The 20,972-nt window shown below is 72.0% G+C and carries 22 protein-coding genes; 9 read left to right on the forward strand and 13 right to left on the reverse strand.

Features of this window, described 5'->3' with window-relative positions:
- The first annotated feature begins 25 nt into the window (after window positions 1-25).
- The 3 genes from NYF13_RS33915 (at window position 26) to NYF13_RS33925 (ending at window position 1,327) form a co-directional block, all read left to right on the forward strand.
- Window positions 26-379: a metalloregulator ArsR/SmtB family transcription factor gene (locus tag NYF13_RS33915; RefSeq protein WP_315662496.1), complete on the forward strand. Its 354-nt coding sequence runs from the start codon at window positions 26-28 to the stop codon at window positions 377-379.
- On the forward strand, window positions 376-801 hold the full coding sequence (locus tag NYF13_RS33920) for an SRPBCC domain-containing protein (RefSeq protein WP_315662069.1): 426 nt from the start codon (window positions 376-378) through the stop codon (window positions 799-801). The genes NYF13_RS33915 and NYF13_RS33920 overlap by 4 nt, the downstream gene beginning before the upstream one ends.
- A 112-nt stretch (window positions 802-913) precedes the next feature.
- The gene (locus NYF13_RS33925) at window positions 914-1,327 is read left to right on the forward strand and encodes a PGPGW domain-containing protein (RefSeq protein ID WP_315662071.1); all 414 of its coding nucleotides are present in this window, start codon (window positions 914-916) and stop codon (window positions 1,325-1,327) included.
- A gap of 193 nt (window positions 1,328-1,520) precedes the next feature.
- Here NYF13_RS33925 and NYF13_RS33930 read toward each other — a convergent pair whose 3' ends face one another.
- The 6 genes from NYF13_RS33930 to NYF13_RS33955 all read right to left on the reverse strand — a co-directional run bounded on the left by NYF13_RS33930 (window position 1,521) and on the right by NYF13_RS33955 (window position 9,132).
- Window positions 1,521-1,919, reverse strand: a complete 399-nt coding sequence (locus tag NYF13_RS33930) for a carboxymuconolactone decarboxylase family protein (protein WP_315662073.1) — start codon at window positions 1,917-1,919, stop codon at window positions 1,521-1,523.
- A 77-nt stretch (window positions 1,920-1,996) separates the two neighbouring features.
- The gene (locus NYF13_RS33935; protein WP_315662075.1) at window positions 1,997-4,495 is read right to left on the reverse strand and encodes a LamG-like jellyroll fold domain-containing protein; all 2,499 of its coding nucleotides are present in this window, start codon (window positions 4,493-4,495) and stop codon (window positions 1,997-1,999) included.
- 27 nt (window positions 4,496-4,522) lie between these two features.
- Entirely contained in the window at window positions 4,523-5,512 is a 990-nt protein-coding gene (locus NYF13_RS33940) for an ABC transporter permease (protein WP_315662077.1), read from the reverse strand.
- On the reverse strand, window positions 5,509-6,483 hold the full coding sequence (locus tag NYF13_RS33945; RefSeq protein ID WP_315662079.1) for an ABC transporter permease: 975 nt from the start codon (window positions 6,481-6,483) through the stop codon (window positions 5,509-5,511). Before NYF13_RS33945 ends, NYF13_RS33940 begins: the two co-directional genes overlap by 4 nt.
- Entirely contained in the window at window positions 6,473-8,029 is a 1,557-nt protein-coding gene (locus NYF13_RS33950) for a sugar ABC transporter ATP-binding protein (protein ID WP_315662081.1), read from the reverse strand. Before NYF13_RS33950 ends, NYF13_RS33945 begins: the two co-directional genes overlap by 11 nt.
- The gene (locus tag NYF13_RS33955; RefSeq protein WP_315662082.1) at window positions 8,029-9,132 is read right to left on the reverse strand and encodes an ABC transporter substrate-binding protein; all 1,104 of its coding nucleotides are present in this window, start codon (window positions 9,130-9,132) and stop codon (window positions 8,029-8,031) included. Before NYF13_RS33955 ends, NYF13_RS33950 begins: the two co-directional genes overlap by 1 nt.
- A gap of 177 nt (window positions 9,133-9,309) precedes the next feature.
- Here NYF13_RS33955 and NYF13_RS33960 point away from each other — a divergent pair, with 177 nt between their 5' ends.
- Window positions 9,310-10,353, forward strand: a complete 1,044-nt coding sequence (locus NYF13_RS33960; protein ID WP_315662083.1) for a LacI family DNA-binding transcriptional regulator — start codon at window positions 9,310-9,312, stop codon at window positions 10,351-10,353.
- Here NYF13_RS33960 and NYF13_RS33965 read toward each other — a convergent pair.
- The gene (locus tag NYF13_RS33965) at window positions 10,341-10,778 is read right to left on the reverse strand and encodes a pyridoxamine 5'-phosphate oxidase family protein (protein ID WP_315662084.1); all 438 of its coding nucleotides are present in this window, start codon (window positions 10,776-10,778) and stop codon (window positions 10,341-10,343) included. The genes NYF13_RS33960 and NYF13_RS33965 overlap by 13 nt on opposite strands.
- 83 nt (window positions 10,779-10,861) lie before the next feature.
- Between NYF13_RS33965 and NYF13_RS33970 the strand changes: the two genes are divergently transcribed.
- Window positions 10,862-11,794, forward strand: a complete 933-nt coding sequence (locus NYF13_RS33970; protein WP_315662086.1) for an AraC family transcriptional regulator — start codon at window positions 10,862-10,864, stop codon at window positions 11,792-11,794.
- A 213-nt stretch (window positions 11,795-12,007) separates the two neighbouring features.
- Here the strand turns inward: NYF13_RS33970 and NYF13_RS33975 are convergent, their stop codons facing one another.
- Both NYF13_RS33975 and NYF13_RS33980 read right to left on the reverse strand, forming a co-directional pair.
- Window positions 12,008-13,174, reverse strand: coding sequence for an AAA family ATPase (locus NYF13_RS33975; protein WP_315662087.1), 1,167 nt, complete (start codon window positions 13,172-13,174; stop codon window positions 12,008-12,010).
- Between the two features lie 284 nt (window positions 13,175-13,458).
- Window positions 13,459-14,034 carry a snapalysin family zinc-dependent metalloprotease gene (locus NYF13_RS33980; RefSeq protein ID WP_315662088.1) on the reverse strand — a complete coding sequence of 192 codons (576 nt, stop codon included), beginning with the start codon at window positions 14,032-14,034 and terminating at the stop codon, window positions 13,459-13,461.
- 246 nt (window positions 14,035-14,280) lie between these two features.
- On the opposite strand from NYF13_RS33980, the gene NYF13_RS33985 reads away from it, so the two are divergent.
- From NYF13_RS33985 to NYF13_RS34000, 4 genes are all read left to right on the forward strand, one after another.
- Window positions 14,281-14,907: a TetR/AcrR family transcriptional regulator gene (locus NYF13_RS33985; protein WP_315662090.1), complete on the forward strand. Its 627-nt coding sequence runs from the start codon at window positions 14,281-14,283 to the stop codon at window positions 14,905-14,907.
- Window positions 14,908-15,057: 150 nt separating this feature from the next.
- Window positions 15,058-16,269, forward strand: coding sequence for a cytochrome P450 (locus NYF13_RS33990; protein WP_315662091.1), 1,212 nt, complete (start codon window positions 15,058-15,060; stop codon window positions 16,267-16,269).
- A 20-nt stretch (window positions 16,270-16,289) separates the two neighbouring features.
- The gene (locus NYF13_RS33995) at window positions 16,290-16,484 is read left to right on the forward strand and encodes a ferredoxin (protein WP_315662092.1); all 195 of its coding nucleotides are present in this window, start codon (window positions 16,290-16,292) and stop codon (window positions 16,482-16,484) included.
- A 196-nt stretch (window positions 16,485-16,680) separates the two neighbouring features.
- Entirely contained in the window at window positions 16,681-17,463 is a 783-nt protein-coding gene (locus NYF13_RS34000; protein ID WP_315662093.1) for a TetR/AcrR family transcriptional regulator C-terminal domain-containing protein, read from the forward strand.
- 123 nt (window positions 17,464-17,586) lie between these two features.
- Here the strand turns inward: NYF13_RS34000 and NYF13_RS34005 are convergent, their stop codons facing one another.
- The 4 genes from NYF13_RS34005 to NYF13_RS34020 are packed head-to-tail and all read right to left on the reverse strand — an operon-like array spanning window position 17,587 to window position 20,951.
- Complete coding sequence (locus NYF13_RS34005; RefSeq protein WP_315662094.1) at window positions 17,587-18,345, reverse strand: class I SAM-dependent methyltransferase; 759 nt, start codon at window positions 18,343-18,345, stop codon at window positions 17,587-17,589.
- Between the two features lie 10 nt (window positions 18,346-18,355).
- A complete protein-coding gene (locus NYF13_RS34010; protein WP_315662095.1) occupies window positions 18,356-18,595 on the reverse strand; it encodes a ferrous iron transport protein A in 240 nt (79 codons plus the stop codon).
- Window positions 18,592-18,828 carry a glutaredoxin domain-containing protein gene (locus NYF13_RS34015; RefSeq protein WP_396287823.1) on the reverse strand — a complete coding sequence of 79 codons (237 nt, stop codon included), beginning with the start codon at window positions 18,826-18,828 and terminating at the stop codon, window positions 18,592-18,594. The genes NYF13_RS34010 and NYF13_RS34015 overlap by 4 nt, the downstream gene beginning before the upstream one ends.
- Complete coding sequence (locus NYF13_RS34020) at window positions 18,828-20,951, reverse strand: phage holin family protein (protein ID WP_396287854.1); 2,124 nt, start codon at window positions 20,949-20,951, stop codon at window positions 18,828-18,830. Before NYF13_RS34020 ends, NYF13_RS34015 begins: the two co-directional genes overlap by 1 nt.
- Window positions 20,952-20,972 lie beyond the last annotated feature (21 nt).

Raw genomic sequence — 20,972 nt, forward strand, 5'->3', positions numbered from 1 at the left:
GGTGTCCCGGCGCATAGTCGAGGTCATGGTCGACGGTGTGGAGGGGCTCGACCGGGTGTTCCAGGCGCTGGCCGACTCCACCCGGCGCGAGCTCGTCGAACGGCTGGTCCGCGGGCCGGCCGCGGTGAGTGAGCTGGCCGGGCCGTTCGCCGTGTCGCTGTCCGCGGTGATGCAGCACCTTCAGGTGTTGCAGGACTGCGGGCTGGTGCGCTCGGAGAAGCACGGCCGGGTCCGCACCTGCCGGCTCGAACCGGCGGGGCTGCGGGCGGCCCAGGAGTGGCTGGGCGCGCAACGCACCGACTGGGAGCACCGGCTCGACCGGCTCGGCGGCTTCCTCACCGATGATCCGGCAGGACCCGATCCAGGGAGCACGGCATGACTTCGACCAGACACGCCACCTTCACGCTCGAACGCGAGTACCCGGCGCCGCCCGCGAAGGTGTTCGCCGCGTGGTCGGACCCGGCGGCCAAGGCGGCCTGGTTCGCGACGGCGGGCGGCGAGCACACGCTGGACTTCCGCGTCGGCGGCCGGGAGGTGAATTCGGCCGGTGAGCTGGTGTTCACCGGCGACTACCACGACATCGTGCCGGACCGGCGGATCGTCTACTCGGGCCGGCTGAGCGCCAAGGGCGTCGTCACCACCCTCTCGGTGACCACCGTCGAACTCGTCCCCGAGGGTGAGGGGACCCGGCTGGTGCTCACGGAGCAGGGCACCTTCCTCGACGGGCACGAAGACCCGTCCTGGCGCGAGCAGGGCACGGGGGACTGGCTCGACCGGCTGGCGGTCCACCTGGGCGGGTAGGTCGCGGCTCGCCGCCGGGGCCGTCCACATCGGAGGCGGTCCGGGGCTTCGCCGCGCACCGCCGCACCGGGGCGGGCACACTGGCGGAATCGGACACGGGAGGGGAAAGCGCGTGGGAGTCGGCAGACCGGTGAAGCGGGTGGGCGCCGCGGTGCTCGGTGGGGTGCTGGTGGTGGTCGGCGTGGTGCTGCTGGTGTTGCCGGGGCCCGGGCTGCTGTTGGTGCTGGCCGGGCTGGTCGTGCTGGCTTCGGAGTTCCCGGCGCTGAAGAAGTTCGTCGAACCGGTGCGCAAGCGGGCGATGAAGGCGGCGGAGGACAGCGTCTCCTCGCCGCTGCGGATCGCGGGCTCGGTGGTGGCCGGGCTGGCCCTGATCGCCGCCGGGGTGGTGTGGGGGCTGGTGAAGTCGCTGCCGTTCGGCGGGTGGAGCGCGGGATCGAGCCTGATCCTGTCCGGGCTGATCCTGTTCGCGCTGCTGATCTGGAGTTACCGGCGGGTGCAGGCCCGCCGGGAGGACCGGGTCCGGTAGCCCGGGAGCGGCGGTGCCGGTGCTGTCCGGCGCCGCCGTGCACGAGCTGTTCTCGTCATGCGGCCGGGCCGTGGGGGCGAGCCACTTCGCGGGCTCCGTGTTCGCCGCCGGGGTGTGGCCGTTGGCCCACCCGACCGAGGCCGTGGCGACGGCAGCGGCCGCCCACCGGCCGCGAACCGGTGACCCGGCTCGTTTACGCGCCGCCCACCGGCAGCAGTCCACGCTCGCCGAACACCTTCTTGGCCACCAACGTGGCGTTCAGCGCCTTCGGGAACCCGCAGTACCCCGCGGACTGCAGCAGCGCTTCGACGATCTCCGCCGGGGTCAGCCCGACGTTGAGCGCGGTGCCGATGTGCACCTCCAGTTGCGGTTCGCAGCCGCCGAGCGCGGTCAGCATGCCGATGGTCAGCAACTGCCGGTCCCGCGGCACCAGCCCGGGCCGCGAGTACACCTCGCCGAACCCCCAGGAGACGATCTGCCGCGCCAGGTCCGGCGCGACGTCACCGAGCGAGTCGAGCACCCGCTGGGCGCTGCCGTCGCCGATGGCGTCCATGGTCCGGACGCCGAGTTCGTAACGCTCTTCTTCGGTCATGCTCCCGTTCCTACCAGCGGGACGCGCGGAAGGCCGCCACGGGCGAACCCGTGACGGCCTTCCTCGGTGTCGATCGCTCACGCCCCGGAGCTGTAGAGCGTGGCCACCTCCGAGCCGGTCAGCGCCCGGTCGTAGACGTGCACCTGGTCGACCGCACCGTCGAGGTAGTCGACCGGGTTCCCGCCGTACTGGCCGCGACCGATCACGGTGTGGCCGTCCGACGCCTCGCCGAGGCAGACGTTGCGGCTCACCGCCTGCTTGCCGTCCACGTACAGCGCGAGCTGGCCCGTGGCGGCGTCACGGACGCCGACCAGGTGGTACCAGCGCCCGGCCTCCGGCGTCATCGGCGCCAGCGCCCGCACGCCGACGAAGCTGAACGCCAGCTTGTGGTCGGCGCCGGAGTACTGCAGGAAGAACGCGCTGTGGTCGCTGCCGTCCTGGCTCACCACGGTCTGGAAGCCATCACCCAGCGAGGTGAACTTCACCCAGGCCGCGACGCTGTAGCTGCCGTCGGTCTTCACCAGCGGCGCGCCGGTGTCGGCGTACTGCCCGGAGCCGTTCACCGCCAGGGCGGAACCGCTGTGGCCCGCGGTCCAGGAGGCCCCGCCGACGAGGGTGGCGTTGTGCTGGCCGACCGCGTCGGCCGCCGTGGTGCCGGTGTTCTCGTCGAACGGGTAAGCGGCGATCCCGTCGAGGCCCGGGGTGCCCTTCGCCGTCTGCGGGCCCTTGACCGGCGCTCCGGTGGCGCCCTTGATCACCGCCTGGTTCGCCGCCCGCACGGCCGCGAAGTCCATCTTCTTCACCTGACGGTCGTAGGTGAAGAAGCCGTTGACCTCCTTCTCGACGTCGGTGGTCTGCGTGTACACGCCGGCCGAAACGCCGCACTGCCGGGCCGCGAGCAGGAGCCGCTGCTGTAGCTCGCCGTAACGCCTGGTGAGCGTGGCGCTGTCCGGCTCCATCTCGTAGGCGAAGCTGCCCGAGGCGTCGAACTCGTGCCCGGCCACCTTCAGCCCGAGCCCGCCGTACTCACCGTCGACGGCGGCGCGCGTCGCGTCCGGCGTCGGGGTGCCCGGCCCGGTGTAGGTGTGGTCGTCGTAGAGGTTCCCGCGGCCGCTGTCCGGTTCGGACCGGCAGCAGTTCACCCCGGACTCCGCGTCCACCAGCCGGGTCGGGTCCCAGGCCTTGACCTGGTCGGCGATCCGGCCCACGGCGTAGTCGCCCCAGCCCTCGTTGAACGGCACCCAGGTGACGATCGAGGGGAAGCTGCGGTGCTGGTCGATCATCCGGTGCAGTTCGGACTCGAAGTTCACCTGCGCGGCCGGGGTGGCCTCGACGTCGTCCTTCATCGCCGGCATGTCCTGCCAGACCATCAGCCCGAGCTTGTCCGCGTAGTAGTACCAGCGGTCGGGCTCGACCTTGATGTGCTTGCGCACCATGTTGAAGCCCAGCGCCTTCTCCTGCTCCAGGTCGAACTTCAGCGCGGCGTCGGTCGGCGCGGTGTAGATGCCGTCCGGCCAGAAGCCCTGGTCGAGCGGGCCGAGCTGCATGACGAACTTGCCGTTGAGCAGCATGCGCTGCTTGCCGTCGGCGGTCTTGCCGACCGAGATCGAGCGCATCCCGAAGTACGAGCCGACACTGTCCCCTGAGGACAGTGACACGCGCAGGTCGTAGAGGAACGGGTCGTCCGGGGTCCACAGGTGCGGCCGGTTCAGCTTGAGCCGCAACGGTTTGCCGGCCTCACCGGTGGCCCAGCCGACCACGCGCCCGTGGTCGTAGGCGATGGCCTCGACCCGCTGCCGCGCCGGTCCGCCGACCACGGCGTTCACCAGCACCGAGTTGCCCGCCAGGTCCGGGGTGGTGTCGACGTGGTCGATGTGCGCCGGGGTGACCGGCTCGATCCACACGGTCTGCCAGATCCCCGAGGACGGGGTGTAGAAGATCCCGTCGCCGGGCTTGCGCTGCTTGCCCAGCGGCTGGCCGCCGGCGTCGTTCGGGTCGGCGACCCCGACCACGATCTCCTGGTTCCTGGCCGTGGTCAGCGCGTCGGTCACGTCCACCGAGAACGCGTCGTACCCGCCGGTGTGGTGGGTGACCTGTTTGCCGTTGACGTACACCGTGGCGTCGTAGTCCACGGCCTGGAAGTGCAGCAGCAGCCGCTGGCCCCGGCCGCCGACCTGCCAGTTGCCCGGGACCGAGAAGCTGCGCCGGTACCACATCTGGGTTTCGTGGCGCATGATCCCGGACAGCGCCGACTCGACCGGGTAGGGCACCAGGATCCGCTCGCCGAGCGGGCGGCCGATCGGGGGTGCCTCGCCGGGCTGGGCCTTCGCGAACTCCCAGACGCCGTTGAGGTTCTGCCACCGGTCGCGGGTCTGCTGCGGACGGGGGTAGTCCGGCAGCGCGTTGGCCGGGGACACCTGGTTCGTCCACGGCGTGGTCAGCGGCGGGGTCAGCCGGTGCCACTGCGGGGGATCGGCCGCGGCCGTGGCCGGGGCGCTGGACAGACCGGACAGCACCACGGCGAGCGCGGCCGCCGCCGTGGCCCATCGGCCGGGTCTGCGGGCAGGACGGAACATCGTCGGACCTCCTGGGGTGGGACGGGGTCAGGACCTGCGAGAACGAGCCAGTAACCGCTGGATCACGACGACGATCAGCAGGAAAGCACCGCTGACCACCGTCTGGTAGTTGGAGTCGATCGTGCCGACCTGGTTGATCACGTTCTGGATCAGGATGCGCAGCAGCACGCCCACGAGCGTGCCGAGGATCGTGCCGGCGCCGCCGGTCAGCAGCGTGCCGCCGATCACCACCACCGAGATCGCGTCCAGCTCCGTGCCGACGCCGAGCACCGTGACCCCGGACTGCAGGTACGCCGCGGTGAGCACGCCGGCCAGCCCGGCGAGCGTGCCGCTGAGCGTGTAGAGGGTGATCTTGGTGCGCGCCACGGGAAGTCCCATCAGCAGCGCGGACTGCTCGGCGCCGCCGAGAGCGAACACCGACTGCCCGAACCGCGTCCGCCGCAGCACCACCCCGCCGATCGCGAAGAGGACCAGCGCGAGGTACACCGGCACGCCGACACCGAAGATCGTGCCCTGGCCCAGCCACAGGAACGCGGAGCCGTCCGGGACCTTGTAGGTGGTGGCGCCCTCGCTCGTCAGCGCGAGCAGCAGCCCTCGCGCGAACAGCAGCGAAGCCAGCGTGACGATGAACGGCGCCATCTTCGTCCGGGCGATCAGCAACCCGTTCACCAGCCCGATCAGCGCGCAGACCACCAGCGGCAGCACGATCGCGACGAACAGCCCGTACCGCGAGCCGTACGCGGCCAGCACACCGCCGAGCGCGTACACCGAGCCCACGGACAGGTCGATCCCGCCGGAGATGATCACGAAGGTCATGCCCAGCGCGATCACGGCCAGGAACGAGCCCTGCAGGGCCAGGTCGCGCAGGTTGTCGGCGGAGCCGAAGCGCGGGAAGGCGAACCAGGCGGCCACGATCCCGAGCACGAGCACCACGGCGGCGCCCTGGCGCTGGACCACCGCGGCCAGCGAGGCCCCGCGCTCGGTGGCCGCGGTCTCGGTCTCGGTCACGGTGGTCATCGGCTGCTCCGCTCACGGGCGACGTAGACGGCCGCGACGATGATGGCCGCCTGGACCATCTGCGCGGCCGAGTCCGGCAGGTCGTGCTTGATCAGGGTCGCGTGCACCAGCTGCATCAGCAGCGCGCCGAACACCGTGCCGAGCACCCGCACCCGGCCGCCGGTCAGCGGCGTGCCGCCGACCACCACCGCGGTGATCGCGGACAGCTCCATCAGCAGGCCCAGATCGTTGGGGTCGCTCGCGGCCAGCCGCGCCGTGGACAGCACCCCGGCCACGGCCGCGAGCGCACCGGAGATCACGTAGACCCCCACCAGCACCCGCTTCACCGGCAGCCCGGCCAGGGTCGCGGCCGGCCGGTTGCCGCCGACCGCCACCAGGTGGCGGCCGAACGTGGTGCGCCGCACCAGCAGACCGGCCAGCGCGGCCAGCACCGCGGCGATCAGCACCATCACCGGGACGCCGAACAGGTCGCCGGTGCCGAGCGCGAGGAAGTCCCGGTTGTGCAGCTGGACCAGCTGGCCGTGCGCGATCACCAGCGCCAGCCCGCGTCCGCCGACCAGCAACGCCAGCGTCGCGATGATCGGCTGGATGCCCAGGTGCGCCACCAGGAAACCGCTGAACAGACCGGAGAGCACCCCGGCGAGCACGGCCACGACCACCGCGGTGGCCGGCCCGGCGCCGAGGTAGAGCGGGATCAACGCCGCGGCCACCGACATCACCGAGCCGACCGACAGGTCGATGCCCTCGGTGCCGATCACCAGCGCCATGCCGAGCGCGACGATGGCCACCGGCGCGGCCTGCACGAGCTGCGTGCGGAAGTTGCCCGCGGTCAGGAAGTTCTCCGTGAACACCACGTTGAACAGCAGCAGCACCACCACGGCCAGGTAGACGCCGTAGTTCTGCAGCCAGGCCGCCACCCGCACCCGGCTCTCCCCGGGCGCGGCCGGGGCCACCAGCTCTTCAGTCGCCATCTTCGCCCCCCGCCGCGATCGCGGCCAGCACGTTGTCCTCGGTGATGGCCGCGCCGGACAGCTCGCCGGCGACGGAGCCGTCGCGCAGCACCACCACCCGGTCGGCGCCGTCCAGCAGCTCCTCCAGCTCCGAGGAGATCAGCAGTACGGCCAGGCCCTCGCGGGCCAGCTCGTCGATCAGGGCCTGGACCTCCGCCTTGGCGCCGACGTCGATGCCCCGGGTCGGCTCGTCGAGCAGCAGGACCTTCGGCCCGGTGGCCAGCCAGCGGGCGAGCAGCACCTTCTGCTGGTTGCCGCCGGAGAGCTCGGAGACCTTCTGCTCCGGGCTCGCCGCCTTGATCCGCAGCCGCTCCATGAACGTCTGCACCACGCGGTCCTGCTTGGCCCGGCTGACGAAGCCCAATGTGGACAGCGACGGCAGGGCGGCCAGCACGATGTTCTCGCGCACGGACAGGTTCGGGATGATCCCGTCGGCCTTGCGGTCCTCGGCCAGCAGGGCGATCCCGGACCGCACCGCGGCCGCGATCCGGCCGCGCTTGAGCGGCTTCCCGGCCACCAGCACGGTGCCGCCGTCGAGCGGGAACGCGCCGATCAGCGCCCGCGCCGTCTCGCTGCGCCCGGAGCCGAGCAGCCCGGCCAGCCCGACCACCTCACCGGGCCGCACGCTGACCGACACGTCGTGCAGCTTGTGGCCGCCGGAAAGGTGCTCCGCGCGCAGCAACGGCTCCCGTTCGGCGTGGTGCTCCTCGCCGAACGCGGTCACGCCCTCGTCGCGGATCTGCCGGATCTCGCGGCCCAGCATCATCGACACCAGCTCGATCCGCGGCAGCGGCTTCAACGGTCCACTGTGGACCACCTTGCCGTCGCGCAGCACCGTGACGCTGTCGCAGATCCGGTACAGCTCGTCGAGCCGGTGGCTCACGTAGATCACCGCGATGCCCTCGGCGTGCAGCCGGGCCAGCACCTCGAACAGCGTGTCCACCTCGCGCGGTTCGAGCGAGGAGGTCGGCTCGTCCATCACCACGACACCGGCCTCGGTGGACACCGCCCGGGCCAGCGCGACCATCTGCTGCGCGCCGACGCCGAGCGTGTGCAGCGGGCGCCGTACATCGGCCTCGATCCCGTACCCCTTGAGCAGCTCGCGGGCCCCGGCGTTCATCTTCGCCCAGTCGACCAGGCCCGCGCGGGTGCGCGGTTCGCGGCCCAGGAAGACGTTGCTCGCGATGCTCATCAGCGGGACGAGGTTGACCTCCTGGTAGATGGTGGAGATCCCGGCCCGCTGCGCGTCGACCGGCCGGCGGAACCCGACCGGCTCGCCGAGGTGGCGGACCTCGCCCTCGTCCGGCCGGTACACCCCGGTGAGGACCTTGATCAACGTGGACTTGCCGGCGCCGTTCTCCCCGACCAGGGCGTGCACCTCGCCGCGGCGCAGGGAGAACGAGACGTCGTCGAGGGCCACCGTGCCGGGGAACCGCTTGGTCACCCCGGCCACCTCGAGCACCGGCGCGGACGTGGTCACCACGTCCTCCTCGGCCGCGCTGGTCATCAGAACGCGTTCCCGACCTTCTGGGCCGCGTTGGACTCGTCGTAGGAGTCGTCGGAGATCACGATGCTCGCCGCGATCGGCTGCCCGTCCTCGAACTGCTGCAGGGTCTGGAAGGCGAGCTGGCCGAAGCGCGGGTTGGACTCGATCACGGCGTTGTAGCTGCCGTCGGCGATCAGCTGCACGGCGTTGCGCGTGCCGTCGACCGAGACGATCTTGACGTCCTTGCCCGGCTGCTTGCCCGCGGTCTTCAGCGCGTTGACCGCGCCGATGCCCATCTCGTCGTTCTCCGCGTACACGGCGGTGAGGTCGGGGTGGGTCTGGATCAGCTGCTCCATCACGTTCTGGCCCTTGGACCGGTCGAACTCGCCGGTCTGCTCGGCCACCACCGTCAGCCCCGGGGTCTTGGCCAGCTCGTCCTTGAAGCCCTTGGTGCGGTCGGTGGTCACGTTGTTGCCCGAGGAGCCGAGCAGGATCGCGACCTTGCCGGTGCCGCCGGTCGACTTGGCCAGCGCGGCGGCGGCGCGATGGCCCTGCTGCACGAAGTCGGAGCCGATGAAGGTCAGGTAGTCGGTGCAGGCCTTGGAGGTCACCTGGCGGTCGACGGTGACCACCGGGACCTTCTTGGCCTTGGCCGCGTCGAGCGCCGGGGCCAGCCCGTCGGAGTTCAGCGGGGCGACGACGAGCAGCTGCGCGCCCCGGTCGAGCAGTGACTTGATGTCGCTGATCTGCTTGTTGAGGTCACTCTGCGCGTTGGTGGTGAGCAGGTGGTCGGCCGGGAGGCCGAGCTTGGCCGCCTCGTCCCGGATGGACTGCGTCTCGGCGATCCGGAACGGGTTGGCCTCCTTCTCCGACTGGGAAAAGCCGACGACCGCGGTCTTCAGGTCGACCTTGGGGTAGCCGGTCTTGGCCAGGGTGCAGCCGTCCGCGGCCGGGGCGGCGGAGGCGGCCGAAGCCGCGGGACCGGTGCCGTTGGCGGGCGCGGAGGAGCTTTCCTCCCGGCTGGTGCAGCCGGTCAGGACGAGGGCCGCGGCGGCACCGGTCACGAGGACCAGCCGGGCGCGGCGGGCGGGGACGGACGGGGACGCGGTGGGCACGGCGGACACGGTGGACTCCTCGGGACAGCTACGGCGATGACCCGCTCACCGGGTGATCGGGGTCACCGCGGGAGCCTGGTACCTTTTTTACATCGTTGGAACAACGTTGTAAACAGGCAAATAGTCGTTATGCTTCGTGGTCGCCGGGGGTGTGGTCCCCGGCTCCCGAACAGAGGGGAGTCGGCGTTGGCCGTGACGCTCAAGGACGTCGCCACACTCGCCGGAGTGTCGGTGAAGACCGTGTCCAATGTGGTGAACGGATACGCGTTCGTCAAGCCCGACAACCGGCGTCGGGTCGAAGCGGCGCTGGCCGCCACCGGCTACCGGCCCAACGTCGGTGCCCGCAACCTGCGGCGCGGCCGCACCGGCTTCCTCGCCCTGATGGTGCCGGAGCTGAGCATCCCGTACTTCGGCGAGCTGGCCGGCCTGGTGATCACGGCGGCGCAGCGGCGGGGCTGGAGCGTGCTGATCGAGCAGACCCAGGGCACCCGCGCCCGGGAGCGGGCCACCCTCGACTCGCTGGGCCCGCACCTGGTCGACGGCGCGCTGGTGCACCCGGAGGCGCTGGAGGCGGCGGACTTCCCGGACCCGGCCGACGGGATCCCGATGGTGCTGCTGGGCGAGCACGCGGTGGACCTGGCGATCGACCGGGTGGCGATCGACAACGTGGTGGCCGCGCACACCGCCGTCTCGCACCTGCTGTCGCTGGGCCGCCGCCGGATCGCCGCGATCGGCGTCAACCCGGAGCGGGGTACCGCCTCGCTGCGGCTCGAGGGCTACCGCGCGGCGCTGGCCGACGCCGGACTGTCCGTTGTGGACTCGCTGCTGGCTCCGGCGGCCAAGTACCACCGCGCGGTCGGCGCGGCGGCGATGAAGGACCTGCTGGCGCTCGACGAACCGCCGGACGCGGTGTTCTGCTTCAACGACCTGCTGGCCGTGGGCGCCCTGCGCTCGGCCGCCGAGCGTGGGCTCGACGTGCCCGGCGACATCGCGATCGTGGGGTTCGACAACACGGAGGAGAGCGCGTTCAGCCTGCCCCCGCTGACCACCATCGCCCCGGACAAGGCCGCCATCGCCGAGGCGGCCATCGAGCTGATCAACGCCCGGCTGACCACCGGCGCGGACGGCGCGCCCCGCGAGGTCCAGCCGCCGTTCTCGTTGGAGATCCGGGAGAGCACGGCCGGGGTCGGGGCCGGTGAGACCGTCCGCGCCGGGGTTCAGAACCGGTAGCGCCGCACCGTCTCCGGGCGGAGCACCAGGCGGACCGGCTCCGGCACCAGCAGCCCGGCCAGGTTTTCCGCGCGGACCGGGTCGCCGAGGTCCCAGTAGCGCGCGGCCAGGCGGCGGGCCAGCTCCGGCCCGCCGCCGGTCGCCACGGTGGTGCGGCCGGCGATCGCGATCCACCGCTCGCGTTCGCCCACCGGCGCGGCGACGACGATCGAGGCGCGCGGGTCACGGGTCAGCCGGCGCACCTTGAGCGCGTCCGGCTCGCTGAACAACTGGATCTCGCCCTCGTCGGTGGCCTCGAACCAGACCGGCCGGGGCTGGGGCGGGACCGGGCCCGCGGCCACGGTCAGGAACCCGTGCAGGGGGCGGCGCAGGAACTCGAGGTCTTCGGCGGTCAGGACATCGGTGCCGGGGCGGGGAGTGGTCATGTCGGTGAATTCAACCCGGCCGGACCGGACGGTCCCATAGCTCAGACGCCGGTTCGCCTGCGTGTTCGTCTAATCTGGCGCCGGTGGACGTGTTCAGTGACCTGATCCGCGGGGTGCGGGCGCACGGCTCGCTGTTCGGCCGCTCGACCCTGACGCCGCCATGGGCGCTGCACTTCGTCGACGGCGCGCCGCTGACCCTGTGCACCGTGGTGACCGGGGCGGGGTGGCTGGTGCCGGAGCACGGCCGGCCCGAACCGCTGCGGGCCCGCGAGACCATCGTCGTGCGCGGACCCTCGACGTTCCGCTTCGTCGACGAGCCCGGCACCGAGGCCGAACCGGTGGCGTGCGGGCAGTTCTGCGCGACACCGGACCAGGGCGGCACCCGGCACCGGCTGGGCTGGGCCGATCGCGGCGGCGTCGACGGCGCGACCACCCTGATCGTCGGCGCGTACCCGGTGCGCGGCGAGATCAGCCGCCGGCTGCTGGAGGCGCTCCCCGTCGTCCTGCGCGCGGACGACGGCGGCACCGCCGACGCCGTGCTCGACCACCTCGCCGCCGAGGCCGCCGTCGACACCCCGGGCCAGCAGGTGGTGCTCGACCGGTTGCTGGACTGGATGCTGGTCTGCACCCTGCGCGACTGGTTCGACCGCCCCGGCGGCGAACCCCCGGACTGGTGGGCCGCCCAGCACGACCCGGTGGCCGGCGAAGCACTGCGCCTGCTGCACGCCGAACCGGCGGCGCCGTGGACGGTCGCCGCGCTGGCCGCCCGGACGGGGGTTTCGCGGTCGACCCTGGCGAAGCGGTTCGCGGAAGTGGTGGGGGAGCCGCCACTGACCTACCTGACGCGGTGGCGGATGACCCTGGCGGCCGACCTGCTGGCCGAGCGTTCGGCCACGATCGCGCAAGTGGCGCGGACGGTGGGGTACGCGGATCCGTTCGGCTTCAGCGCGGCGTTCAAGCGGGTACGCGGAGTCAATCCCAGCGAATACCGGCGCACCGCGGTGGCTGCGCTTTAGCGGACACCACAGCGGGAGTTCGTTTCTGTGCCGTTCTTTCTACTCGGTGAGCTGGACCGAACCCCTCGGTGGATCTTGAGTCGTACTCATCCGCAACCAGGTCATGCCCTCCCACCCTGACCCGATGCCTGAGGACGCGGTCGACAAGTTGCGCGCGTTCAACGGGCTGCTCCACCGCTATCGTGATCCGGCTTGAGCCGATCTCGGCCCGGATCACCGCTTCGGCCAGTGCCAGGACGGTTGGTCCAGCCGCCCTTGGCCCGCCAGGACGGTGGCGCCGAATTCCTTGGCCAGCTCCAGGGTGCTGGCCTCCGGGGCGATTGCCTCCAGCGCCTGCACCAGCGGACGGGCATGGGAGACGACAACCAGCTGCGTGGTCTTCGCCGCCCGGGTGATCAGTGCGGCGAGCGCGGGCAGCAGGTCCGGGTGCAGGCTCGTCTCGGGTTCGTTCAGCACCAGCAGTTCCGGCGGCCTCGGGCTGAGCAGGGCGGCCACCCACAGCAGGTAGCGCAGGGTGCCGTCGGACAGCTCCGCGGCGTCGAGCGGGCGCAGCAGGCCGTGCTGGTGGAAGCGCAGCCCCAGCCGTCCGCCGATGGACTCGACCAGCAGCCGGGAGCGGGGGAAGGCGTCGTCGACGGCGGTGGCCAGGCCTTCGCGGTCGCCGATCTCGTGGATGGTCTGCAGGGTGGCGGCGAGGTCGGCGCCGTCGTGGTGCAGCACGGGGGTGCGGGTGCCGATGCGGGACAACCGGGCGGGCGCTTCCGCGTCCGTGCGGAACTGGTCGTAGAAGCGCCACGAACGGATCCGTTCGCGCAGCACGAGCAGCTCCGGTGCGGCCCGCGGATCCGCGAACTCGCTCAGCATGCTGTCGGTCAGCCCGATCCGGTGGCTCTCACCGGACCACGCGCCGGTCTCACCGCGGGTGCGGACCACCGGGCCCGCCCGGTCGGCGAGCAGGCCGGCCGGCCGTAGCACCGGACCGCTCCACGCGCACTCGCGCTTGAACTCCGGATCGTGGTCGAACAGGCTCTCCGACGGCGCCGGCAGGCCCAGGTCCAGCGCGTACCCGAAATCGTCGCCGGAAAAGCCGAGCCGCAGCGCGATCGGCTTCGTCCGGACCGTGCCCTGAACCGGCGCGAGGCCCGCCCGCACGGCGCGGCCCACGGATTCGGGTCCAGCCCACAGGGTCGAGGCCAACCCGCCCTCTCGCGCCAGCGCGGCCACCGCGCCGTTTCGCGCGGCGTCGGCCAGCAGCCGCAACGCCCGGTACAGGCTGGATTTCCCGCTCCCGTTGGCCCCGGTCACCACGGTGAGCCGGGACAGTGGGAGCACCAGGTTTCGCAGCGAGCGGTAGTTTTCGACGGCCAGGGTGGTCAACACCCGCCTGACGTTAGCCGCACCCACCGACAAACGGCATTTACCGCCTCGGCCAGCAGTTCTGTGAAGGCCGTACCTGGGTTCAAGCAGCTGGATCTTCAAATTCACGAAGTACCCGGACGACAGAACTACCTGATGTTGTGAGCCATCCGTCGCACTGTTCCACCTCGGCCCGGGCGAAGACGCGTGATGGTCACACCATCAGGGCGTCCCGCGCAGGCACCCGGAACCGGGGCCGGCTCCCGTTGGAGGAGCCGGCCCCGGGGCACGTCAGGAGGTTCTGCGGGTCAGTGGGTCAGCACCGGCAGGTCCTCGTAGATGCGCTGCTGCGGGGCCGCCGTGTTGACGCGGAAGCCGTTGGCCCACAGGGAGTTCACCCGGGAGCGCTCCTGCGAGTTGGGCACCGCGTTGGTGCACGACGGGCCGGGGCCGCCGCCGGACATCAGTTCCGAGCAGGGGCCCGAGTAGTGGTCGGGCAGGCCGAGGGCGTGGCCGGTCTCGTGCGCGGTGATGCGGGTGTTGTTGTACTGCTGCGCCTGGGTGTAGTCGATGAAGATGGTGCCGCTGCCGTGACCGTCGGTCTGGGCGTACGAGCCGCGTGAGTCGTTGCCCTCGGTGTAGCGCAGCGAGGCGCCCGAAGAGCGTTCGACCAGCTTCACGTTGGTCACCGACCGGTTCCAGTTGGCCGCGCCCGCGTTGATGGCGGAGCGGAAGGACGGGGCACCGGAGGTGCTGTAGTACACCGTGGTGACCGCGGCGGCCTGCTGGCCGGTGGCCGGGGCGGCGGTGGCCGGACCGGCGACCAGCGGGGCGGCGGCGACGGCCAGGGCGATCGCGCCGGACAGCAGAAACTTCCTCGACATCGGAAAGCTCCTCAGGGGAGGGGGATTTGCCTGATTTGCGCGCGCAGTGGCAAACCTAGGCAGTTTCCGCCGGTTTGTGACCCGACTTTCGTACGATCCGGCCCCTGGTGATTTCCCAACACCTTCCCCGGGTTGACATGCTCATCCGTGCATGAGTCGGCCCGCCGGTGCCGGTGTCGTAACGGGTTCGCCGCGCCCGGCGGGGGCGGCCCGCGCCGGGGCCGGGCAAGCGGTAAGAATGGGGACGTGCCGGAAGAGGTCGAGGTCAGTGCCCCTCGCACCCGCAACAGGTGGGGTGAGGGCGACCGGCTGCGCGGGGAGATCCTGGACGCGGCCAGCCGGCTGCTCTCGGAGCTCGGCGGCGAGGACGGCCTGACCATCCGCGGTGTCGCGCGCGCCGTCGGTATCGCCCCGGCGAGCATCTACCAGCACTTCACCGACCGGTCGGCGCTGGTCGAGGGCCTGCTGGAGTACGAGTTCGCCCGGCTGCGCGCCGCGATGGAGGCGGCCGAGGCGAGTGAGGACCCGGGCGACGACGTGGGCCGGGTCCGCGCGCTCGTCCGCGCGTACTGCCAGTTCGCCATGGACAACCCCGGCCACTACCGGCTGATGACGGCGAACGGCTCCACCCGGACCTCCCCGGACGCGCGGCCGAAGGGTCCGCTGCTGGACATCGTCGACCTGGTCACCGCCGGGTTCGCGCGCTGCGACGCCGCCGGGCACCCGCTGCGGGTGCCGGCCGACCGCGCCGGGGTGATCGCGTTCGTCGGCGCGCACGGTCGCGTCGCGTTGTTCCACAACTCGCCGCGCCGGGGTGGAGCGGCGTCGGTGTTGCCCTTCGTCGACGAACTGGTCTCGCTCGTTTTCGCCTGAGTCAGGGCGTTTCCTCCCGTTTCGCACCGCCTGTTCTCGGCCGTACCGGTGATCTTCTTCCGCGGGGTGGCCAACCGCGGCCCAGATTGCCTAACATATGTTCAGTAAGTGTCCAAACATTCGTTTGGTGACTCTGCGTAGGAGGCGTAAATGTCGGAGGCCCTGTCCGACGCGCTCGAGTTCCCGATGGCGCGCGGGGGCAACCCGTTCGACCCGCCGCCGGAACTCGACCGCCGGCTGCACGACGAACCGGTGTCCCGCGTCAAGATCTGGGACGGCAGTGAGCCGTGGCTGTTCACGCGCTACGAAGACGTCCGCGCGATGCTCGCCGACGCGCGGGTCAGTGCCGACTCGGAGCGGTCCGGCTATCCGCCGCAGTCGCCCGGCATCGCGGCGCGGCGCAAGCGGGCCAAGGCGTTCATCACCATGGACGAGCCGGAGCACGGCGCCCAGCGCCGGTTGCTGACCGGCGACTTCATGGTGAAGAAGGTGGAGCGGCTGCGGCCGCGGATCCAGAAGATCGTCGACGAGCTGATCGACGAGATGCTGGCCGGGCCGAAGCCAGCCGACCTGGTGCAGTCCTTCGCCCTGCCGGTGCCCTCGCTGGTGATCTGCGAGCTGCTCGGCGTGCCGTACGAGGACCGCAAGTTCTTCCACCGGGTCAGCAAGATCCTGATCTCGAAGGAGTCCACGGCCGAGGAATCGCTGGGCGCCATGGAGGAGCTGCTCGCCTACCTCGGCGGCCTGGTCGAGCAGAAGCTGGCCGAACCGGCCGACGACGTGCTCAGCCGGCTCGCGACCGAGCAGGTGGCGAGCGGGGCGATGACCGTCGAAGAGGTCGCGTCGATGGGCCAGCTGCTCCTGGTGGCGGGCCACGAGACCACGGCCAACATGATCGCGCTGGGCACCACCGCGCTGCTGGAGCACCCGGACCAGCTGGACCTGGTCCGCGACGGCGACCCCGCGCTCATCGCCAACGCCGTGGAGGAACTGCTGCGCTACCTCACCATCGTCCACACCGGACGGCGGCGCGTGGCGCTGGAGGACCTGGAGATCGGCGGCCAGGCCATCCGCCGGGGTGACGGAATGATCGGCGCCTCGGACATCGCGAACCGCGACGCCGGCGCGTTCCCGGACCCGGACAAGCTCGACGTCACCCGCAAGGCCCGCCACCACGTGGCGTTCGGGTACGGCGTCCACCAGTGCCTCGGCCAGCCGCTGGCCCGGGTCGAGCTGCAGGTCGTGTACAGCACGCTGTACCGCCGCATCCCGACGCTCCGGCTGGCCGCCCCGGTCGGCGAACTGGACTTCAAGCACGACATGGTCGTCTACGGGCTGCACGAGCTGCCCGTGACCTGGTGAATCTTTCGGGAGGAAAAGCCATGAAGGTGGTCATCGACCAGGACCGGTGCGTCGGGGCGGGGCAGTGCGTCCTGGCCGCGCCGGAGGTGTTCGACCAGCGCGAGGAAGACGGCATCGTCGTGCTGCTGCAGGAGAACCCGTCCGCGGAGCTGCACGAGCAGGTCCGGGAAGCGGCCCAGATCTGCCCGGCGCTGGCCATCGAGCTGGCCGACTGAGCGGGAGCGGTTCACCGGTGGACGGGCGGCCCCTCCCGGGCCGTCCGTCCACTTGGTGGTGGAAGGGGAGATGCGGGCTTCGGCGGCGGCACGTCCGGCCACCGGCTCACGGCGACCGCGCCGGGTCCTGCGGACCGGGCGTCGTGCCCGGACGGCTTAGGGTGTCAGGAGTCGTCCGAGGGGTGAGGAGCCGTCCGTGGTCGTGTTCGCCGGGCAGGGAGACACCCGCCGTTCGATGGAGTTGTTGTGGCGCACGGGCGGCCCGGCCAGAACGGCGCCGGGGCCGAAGCCCGGGCTGAGCGTCGGCCGCATCGTTTCCGCCGCCGTCGAGATCGCCGACGCCGAGGGCCTGGCGGCGCTGTCCATGCGCGCGGTCGGCGACCGGCTGGGGCGCACCGCGATGGCGCTCTACACCTACGTGCCCGGCAAGGGCGAGCTGATCGACCTGATGTACGACCACGTGCTCGGCGAGCTGCGGGAGGACCACGACCTCTCGTCCGGCTGGCGGCCCGCGGTGGTCGAGCTGGCCCGCGAGCTGGGGCAGTTCCACCTGCGGCACCCGTGGCTCCTGCAGGTCTCCTACGCGCGGCCGGTGCTAGGGCCGGGGGAGTTCCGGATGCAGCAGCTCGTACTGCGGGTGCTGCTGGCCACCGGGCTGCCGGTCGCCCGGGTGCGCTGGATCTTCGGCGCGCTGCTCAACGTCGTGCGCGGCGCGGTCCGGACCGCCGCCGAATCCCGCCAGGCCGCCCGCGAGACGGGCCGCTCGGAGGCGGACTGGTGGCAGGCGCGCTCGTCCCTGCTGGGCGAGCTGGTCCCGGACCTGGCCGAGCGGTATCCGCTGGTCGCCCGGTTGGGCGAGGGCCAGGCCCCGCCGCCGGGCCCGGAGTCCTACCTCGAACGCGAAGCCTGGCTCAGCCTGGACGCCGGCCTGGAACTGCTGCTGGACGGCATCGAGACGGCCATCGCGCGCGCGAGCTGACCGGCCGGCCGGTTCGGACAGGGCGGTGCCGTTCCGCTCGCCGAGGAGCAGCGCAGTGCGCAGGCGCCGGGAATCGCCGCCGACGTTGGAGCCCTACCCGCACCTTCGGCCTCGCCCCGACTCTCACTTCCGCTTCCGGGCCTCGATGAGGAACCGCGTGGTGGTGGCGACGAACGGCCCGTCCCGCAACTGCTCGTGCAACTCCCGCAGCCGCGGCCGGTAAGCCTCCACGGTGAAGCCCGGCACCATCCAGATCACCTTGCGCAGGAAGTAGATCACCGCGCCGACGTCGAAGAACTCGGTGCGCAGCGCCTCCGGCCGCAGGTCGACGACCTCCAGCCCGGCACGCTCGGCCGCCGCCCGGGCGTCCTCGGGGTGCCGTCCCCGGCGCACCTGCGCCGACTGCGGGCCGAGGAAGTACTCCACCAGCTCGAACACGCTGGCCGGGCCGACCTGCTGGGAGAGGTAGGTCCCGCCCGGGCGCAGCACGCGGGCGATCTCGTCCCACCAGGCCCGCACCGGGTGACGGCTGACCACCAGCTCGAACGTGGTGTCCTGGAACGGAAGCGGTGGCTCGTCGGTGTCCGCGACGACCACCCCGCCCCGCGGCTCCAGCCGCGCGGCGGCCTTGGCCAGGTTCGGCGGCCACGACTCGGTCGCCACCGTCAGCGGCGGCAGCACCGGCACCCCGGCCAGCACCTCGCCCCCACCGGTCTGGATGTCCAAAGCGGACTCGACCTGCGCCAGCCGTTCGCCGATCAGCCGCTGGTAGCCCCACGAAGGCCGTTGTTCGGTGGCCCGGCCCTCCAGCCAGGAGAAGTCCCAGCCCGCCACGGAAACGGCCGAAGCCTCGGCCACCAGTTCTTCGAACGATCGGGTCATGCCCCGATCGTCACAGCCCGGGCGCGGTGGCGCCACCCGGTTTCCCGCGCCGCCGGACCGGTTGCGGCGGCACGGGCTTGGCGGCGACCACGGCGTCCAGCGGGACGACCACGAGGCCGCGCTTGGTCTCCACCGTGCAGGTTTCGGCGTCGCGCTCACGCAGCGGACCGAGCGCGTCGGTGAAGCCGCCCTCGACGCGGTATCGCACGACGACGCGGGTGCCGAGCGGAAGCTCCGTCAGCGGGGTCACCGGGAAAGGTGCGCGGTCAGCTCGTCGTCGCTCGGCTCGACGAGGTGGGTGCCGTCGCCGAAGACGATGGTCGGGATCCGCCGCGGGCCGCCCTGCAGCTCCCGGACCAGCGCCTCGGCCCCGGGGTCGGTCTCGATGTCGACGTAGTCGTACTCGGTGCCCGAGGTGTCGAGCAGCGCGCGGCTGCGCTTGACGTCCGGGCACCAGCTGGCGCCGTAGACCACCGGCTTCATCACACGACCTCCGAGGGGACAGGAGTGGATTTCTCTTCTGGGACAACGGGTTCCGGATGGCCGAGGAAGGTCAGCCAGTCGCGGAACACGTGGTGCACGGCCTCGGCGCCCACCGGCTCGCCCGGCGCCGGGAACTCCTTCGGGTGCACGATGAACCCGCGCTGCTGCGGTCCGCCGAGCGCGCCGTGCGAGCCGACGTGCCGTTCGAACGGCGAGGACTGGTCGGACTCCGGGTCGTACCGGCTGTTGATCATGACGTCCGCGCAGTGCGGGAAGGTGTCGACCCGGTTCACCAGCTCGTCGGCGTACGGCCCGTAGCCGGCCAGCGGGTCCTCGCCGATCACCACGCCGGTGGCGAGCCGCTTGAGCCCCTCGCGGCCCAGCACCACGGGCCCGAACTCCGAGCTGCGCACCAGCAGGAAGCCGATCCCGTCGTGGTCGACCAGGGTGGGCAGCAGGTCCGGGTACTCCCGCTCGATGGTCTCCAGCTCGACCCGGCCCTCGTGCTCGGTGAACGAGACCATGGCCAGGTGCCCGGACACCACGGCGACCACCCCGGGCGCCACCCGGGCGACCGCCCCGGGGGAGCCGCCGGGGGTGCGCGGGCGGTCTGGCGCGCCCTCGGCCTGCTCGACCCGCTCGCGCAGCCGGCGCGCGATCGGGCCCCCGGTGCTGCCGGCCTCGGCCAGCGCCGCGTTCACCAGCCAGCTCCCGGCCTGCCGCCGTCGGCTCGGCTCGGCCACCGGCTCACCGCCGCACAGGCGTCCGACCAGCGCCTCCACCGTCTCGCCGAACCGGTCGACGAAGGCCTGGCCCTGGGTCTGGCCGTGGTCGGAGAGCCCGACGATGTGGTAGCGCCGCGGCGCGATCCGGCTCGCCCGCTGCAGCCGCGCGAACTGCTGGTCGATCGAGCGCAGCACCTCCAGGGTGTCGAAGCGCTCGATGCCGGAGTGGTGCGCGACTTCGTCGTAGCCCAGGAAGTCGGCGTACACCACCGGCCGTCCGGCCAGCATGTCCCCGATGATCGCCGACACCACGACGTCGCGGGCGATCACCGTGGTGCCCGGCCGCGCGAGCGGGTAGAAGCCACCGCGCGGGATCCGCGGGCGCACGCCGGCCCGGCGCTGCTTGGCGGCCGCGGACAGCTCGCGCAGGACGTCGGCCAGCGCCACGCCGAACGTCCGCAGCACGTTCACCGGATTGGCGAAGTACGCGCGGTAGCCGGCGCCGACCCGGTCACGGCGGCGTCCGCGCAGCGTGCGCGGGACCAGCACCGGGAGCGAGCTCATGGTCAGGCTGACGTGCCCGGCGTCGCCGGAGAACAGGTTGCCGCGGCTCGCGCCGTCGCCCGAGAGCAGGCCCCGGCCGTTGGTGTGGCGGCGCTCGATCTCGGCCGCGTCGGCCGGGTGCGCGCACGCCATCACGTGGTCGCGATCCTTTTCGTACCAGCGGAAGCCGAGGATGTCGTGGTTCGAGCCGTGCAGGATGCCGCACACGCTGGCGCCGGTCTGCGAGCTCCAGTCGGTGTGCCAGCGGGTGAGCGCGTGGGTGCCCTCGTTCAGCCAGGCGGCGAACGTCGGCATGTCGCCGTCGCGCACGGCTCGGCGCACGGTGTCGTACCCCAGCCCGTCGATCTGCAGGAAGAGCACCCCGGGAACCTCCGGCTCGCCCGGTCCGGCCCCGGGGGGCTGGCGGCGACGGCGGCGGGCCGCCCGGCGGAAGAAGATCTCGTCCTCGTCGATCGCGAGCAGGCTGGAGATCACCGCGCCGACCGCCGACATCGCGACCGTGACGATCACCGCCGAGCTGAAGTCGTCCAGCCGCACCCCGGGCACGGCCTGCAGGACGGCCAGCGTCGCCGCGCTCAACAGCAGGAAGGTGCCGGCGCCGAGGGTGAAGTACGCGATCGGCCAGGCGATCCGGACCACCAGCGGCCAGAGCACCGAGGTCAGCAGGCCGAGGATCAGCGCGCACACCGTGGGCTGCCACCAGGACCGCATCGAGAACCCGTCCAGCCCGAGGTCGAGCAGGCGCAGCGCGCCGGTGACCGCGGCCCAGACCAGGAGCACGCGGGCGACGACGCGCCCGCCCCGCAGCAGCCGTCCCTTGCCGGGGCCGGTCACCGCGTTCCCCGGCGTCCGCTC

Source organism: Amycolatopsis sp. PS_44_ISF1 (genome assembly GCF_032335455.1).
GTDB lineage: Bacteria > Actinomycetota > Actinomycetes > Mycobacteriales > Pseudonocardiaceae > Amycolatopsis.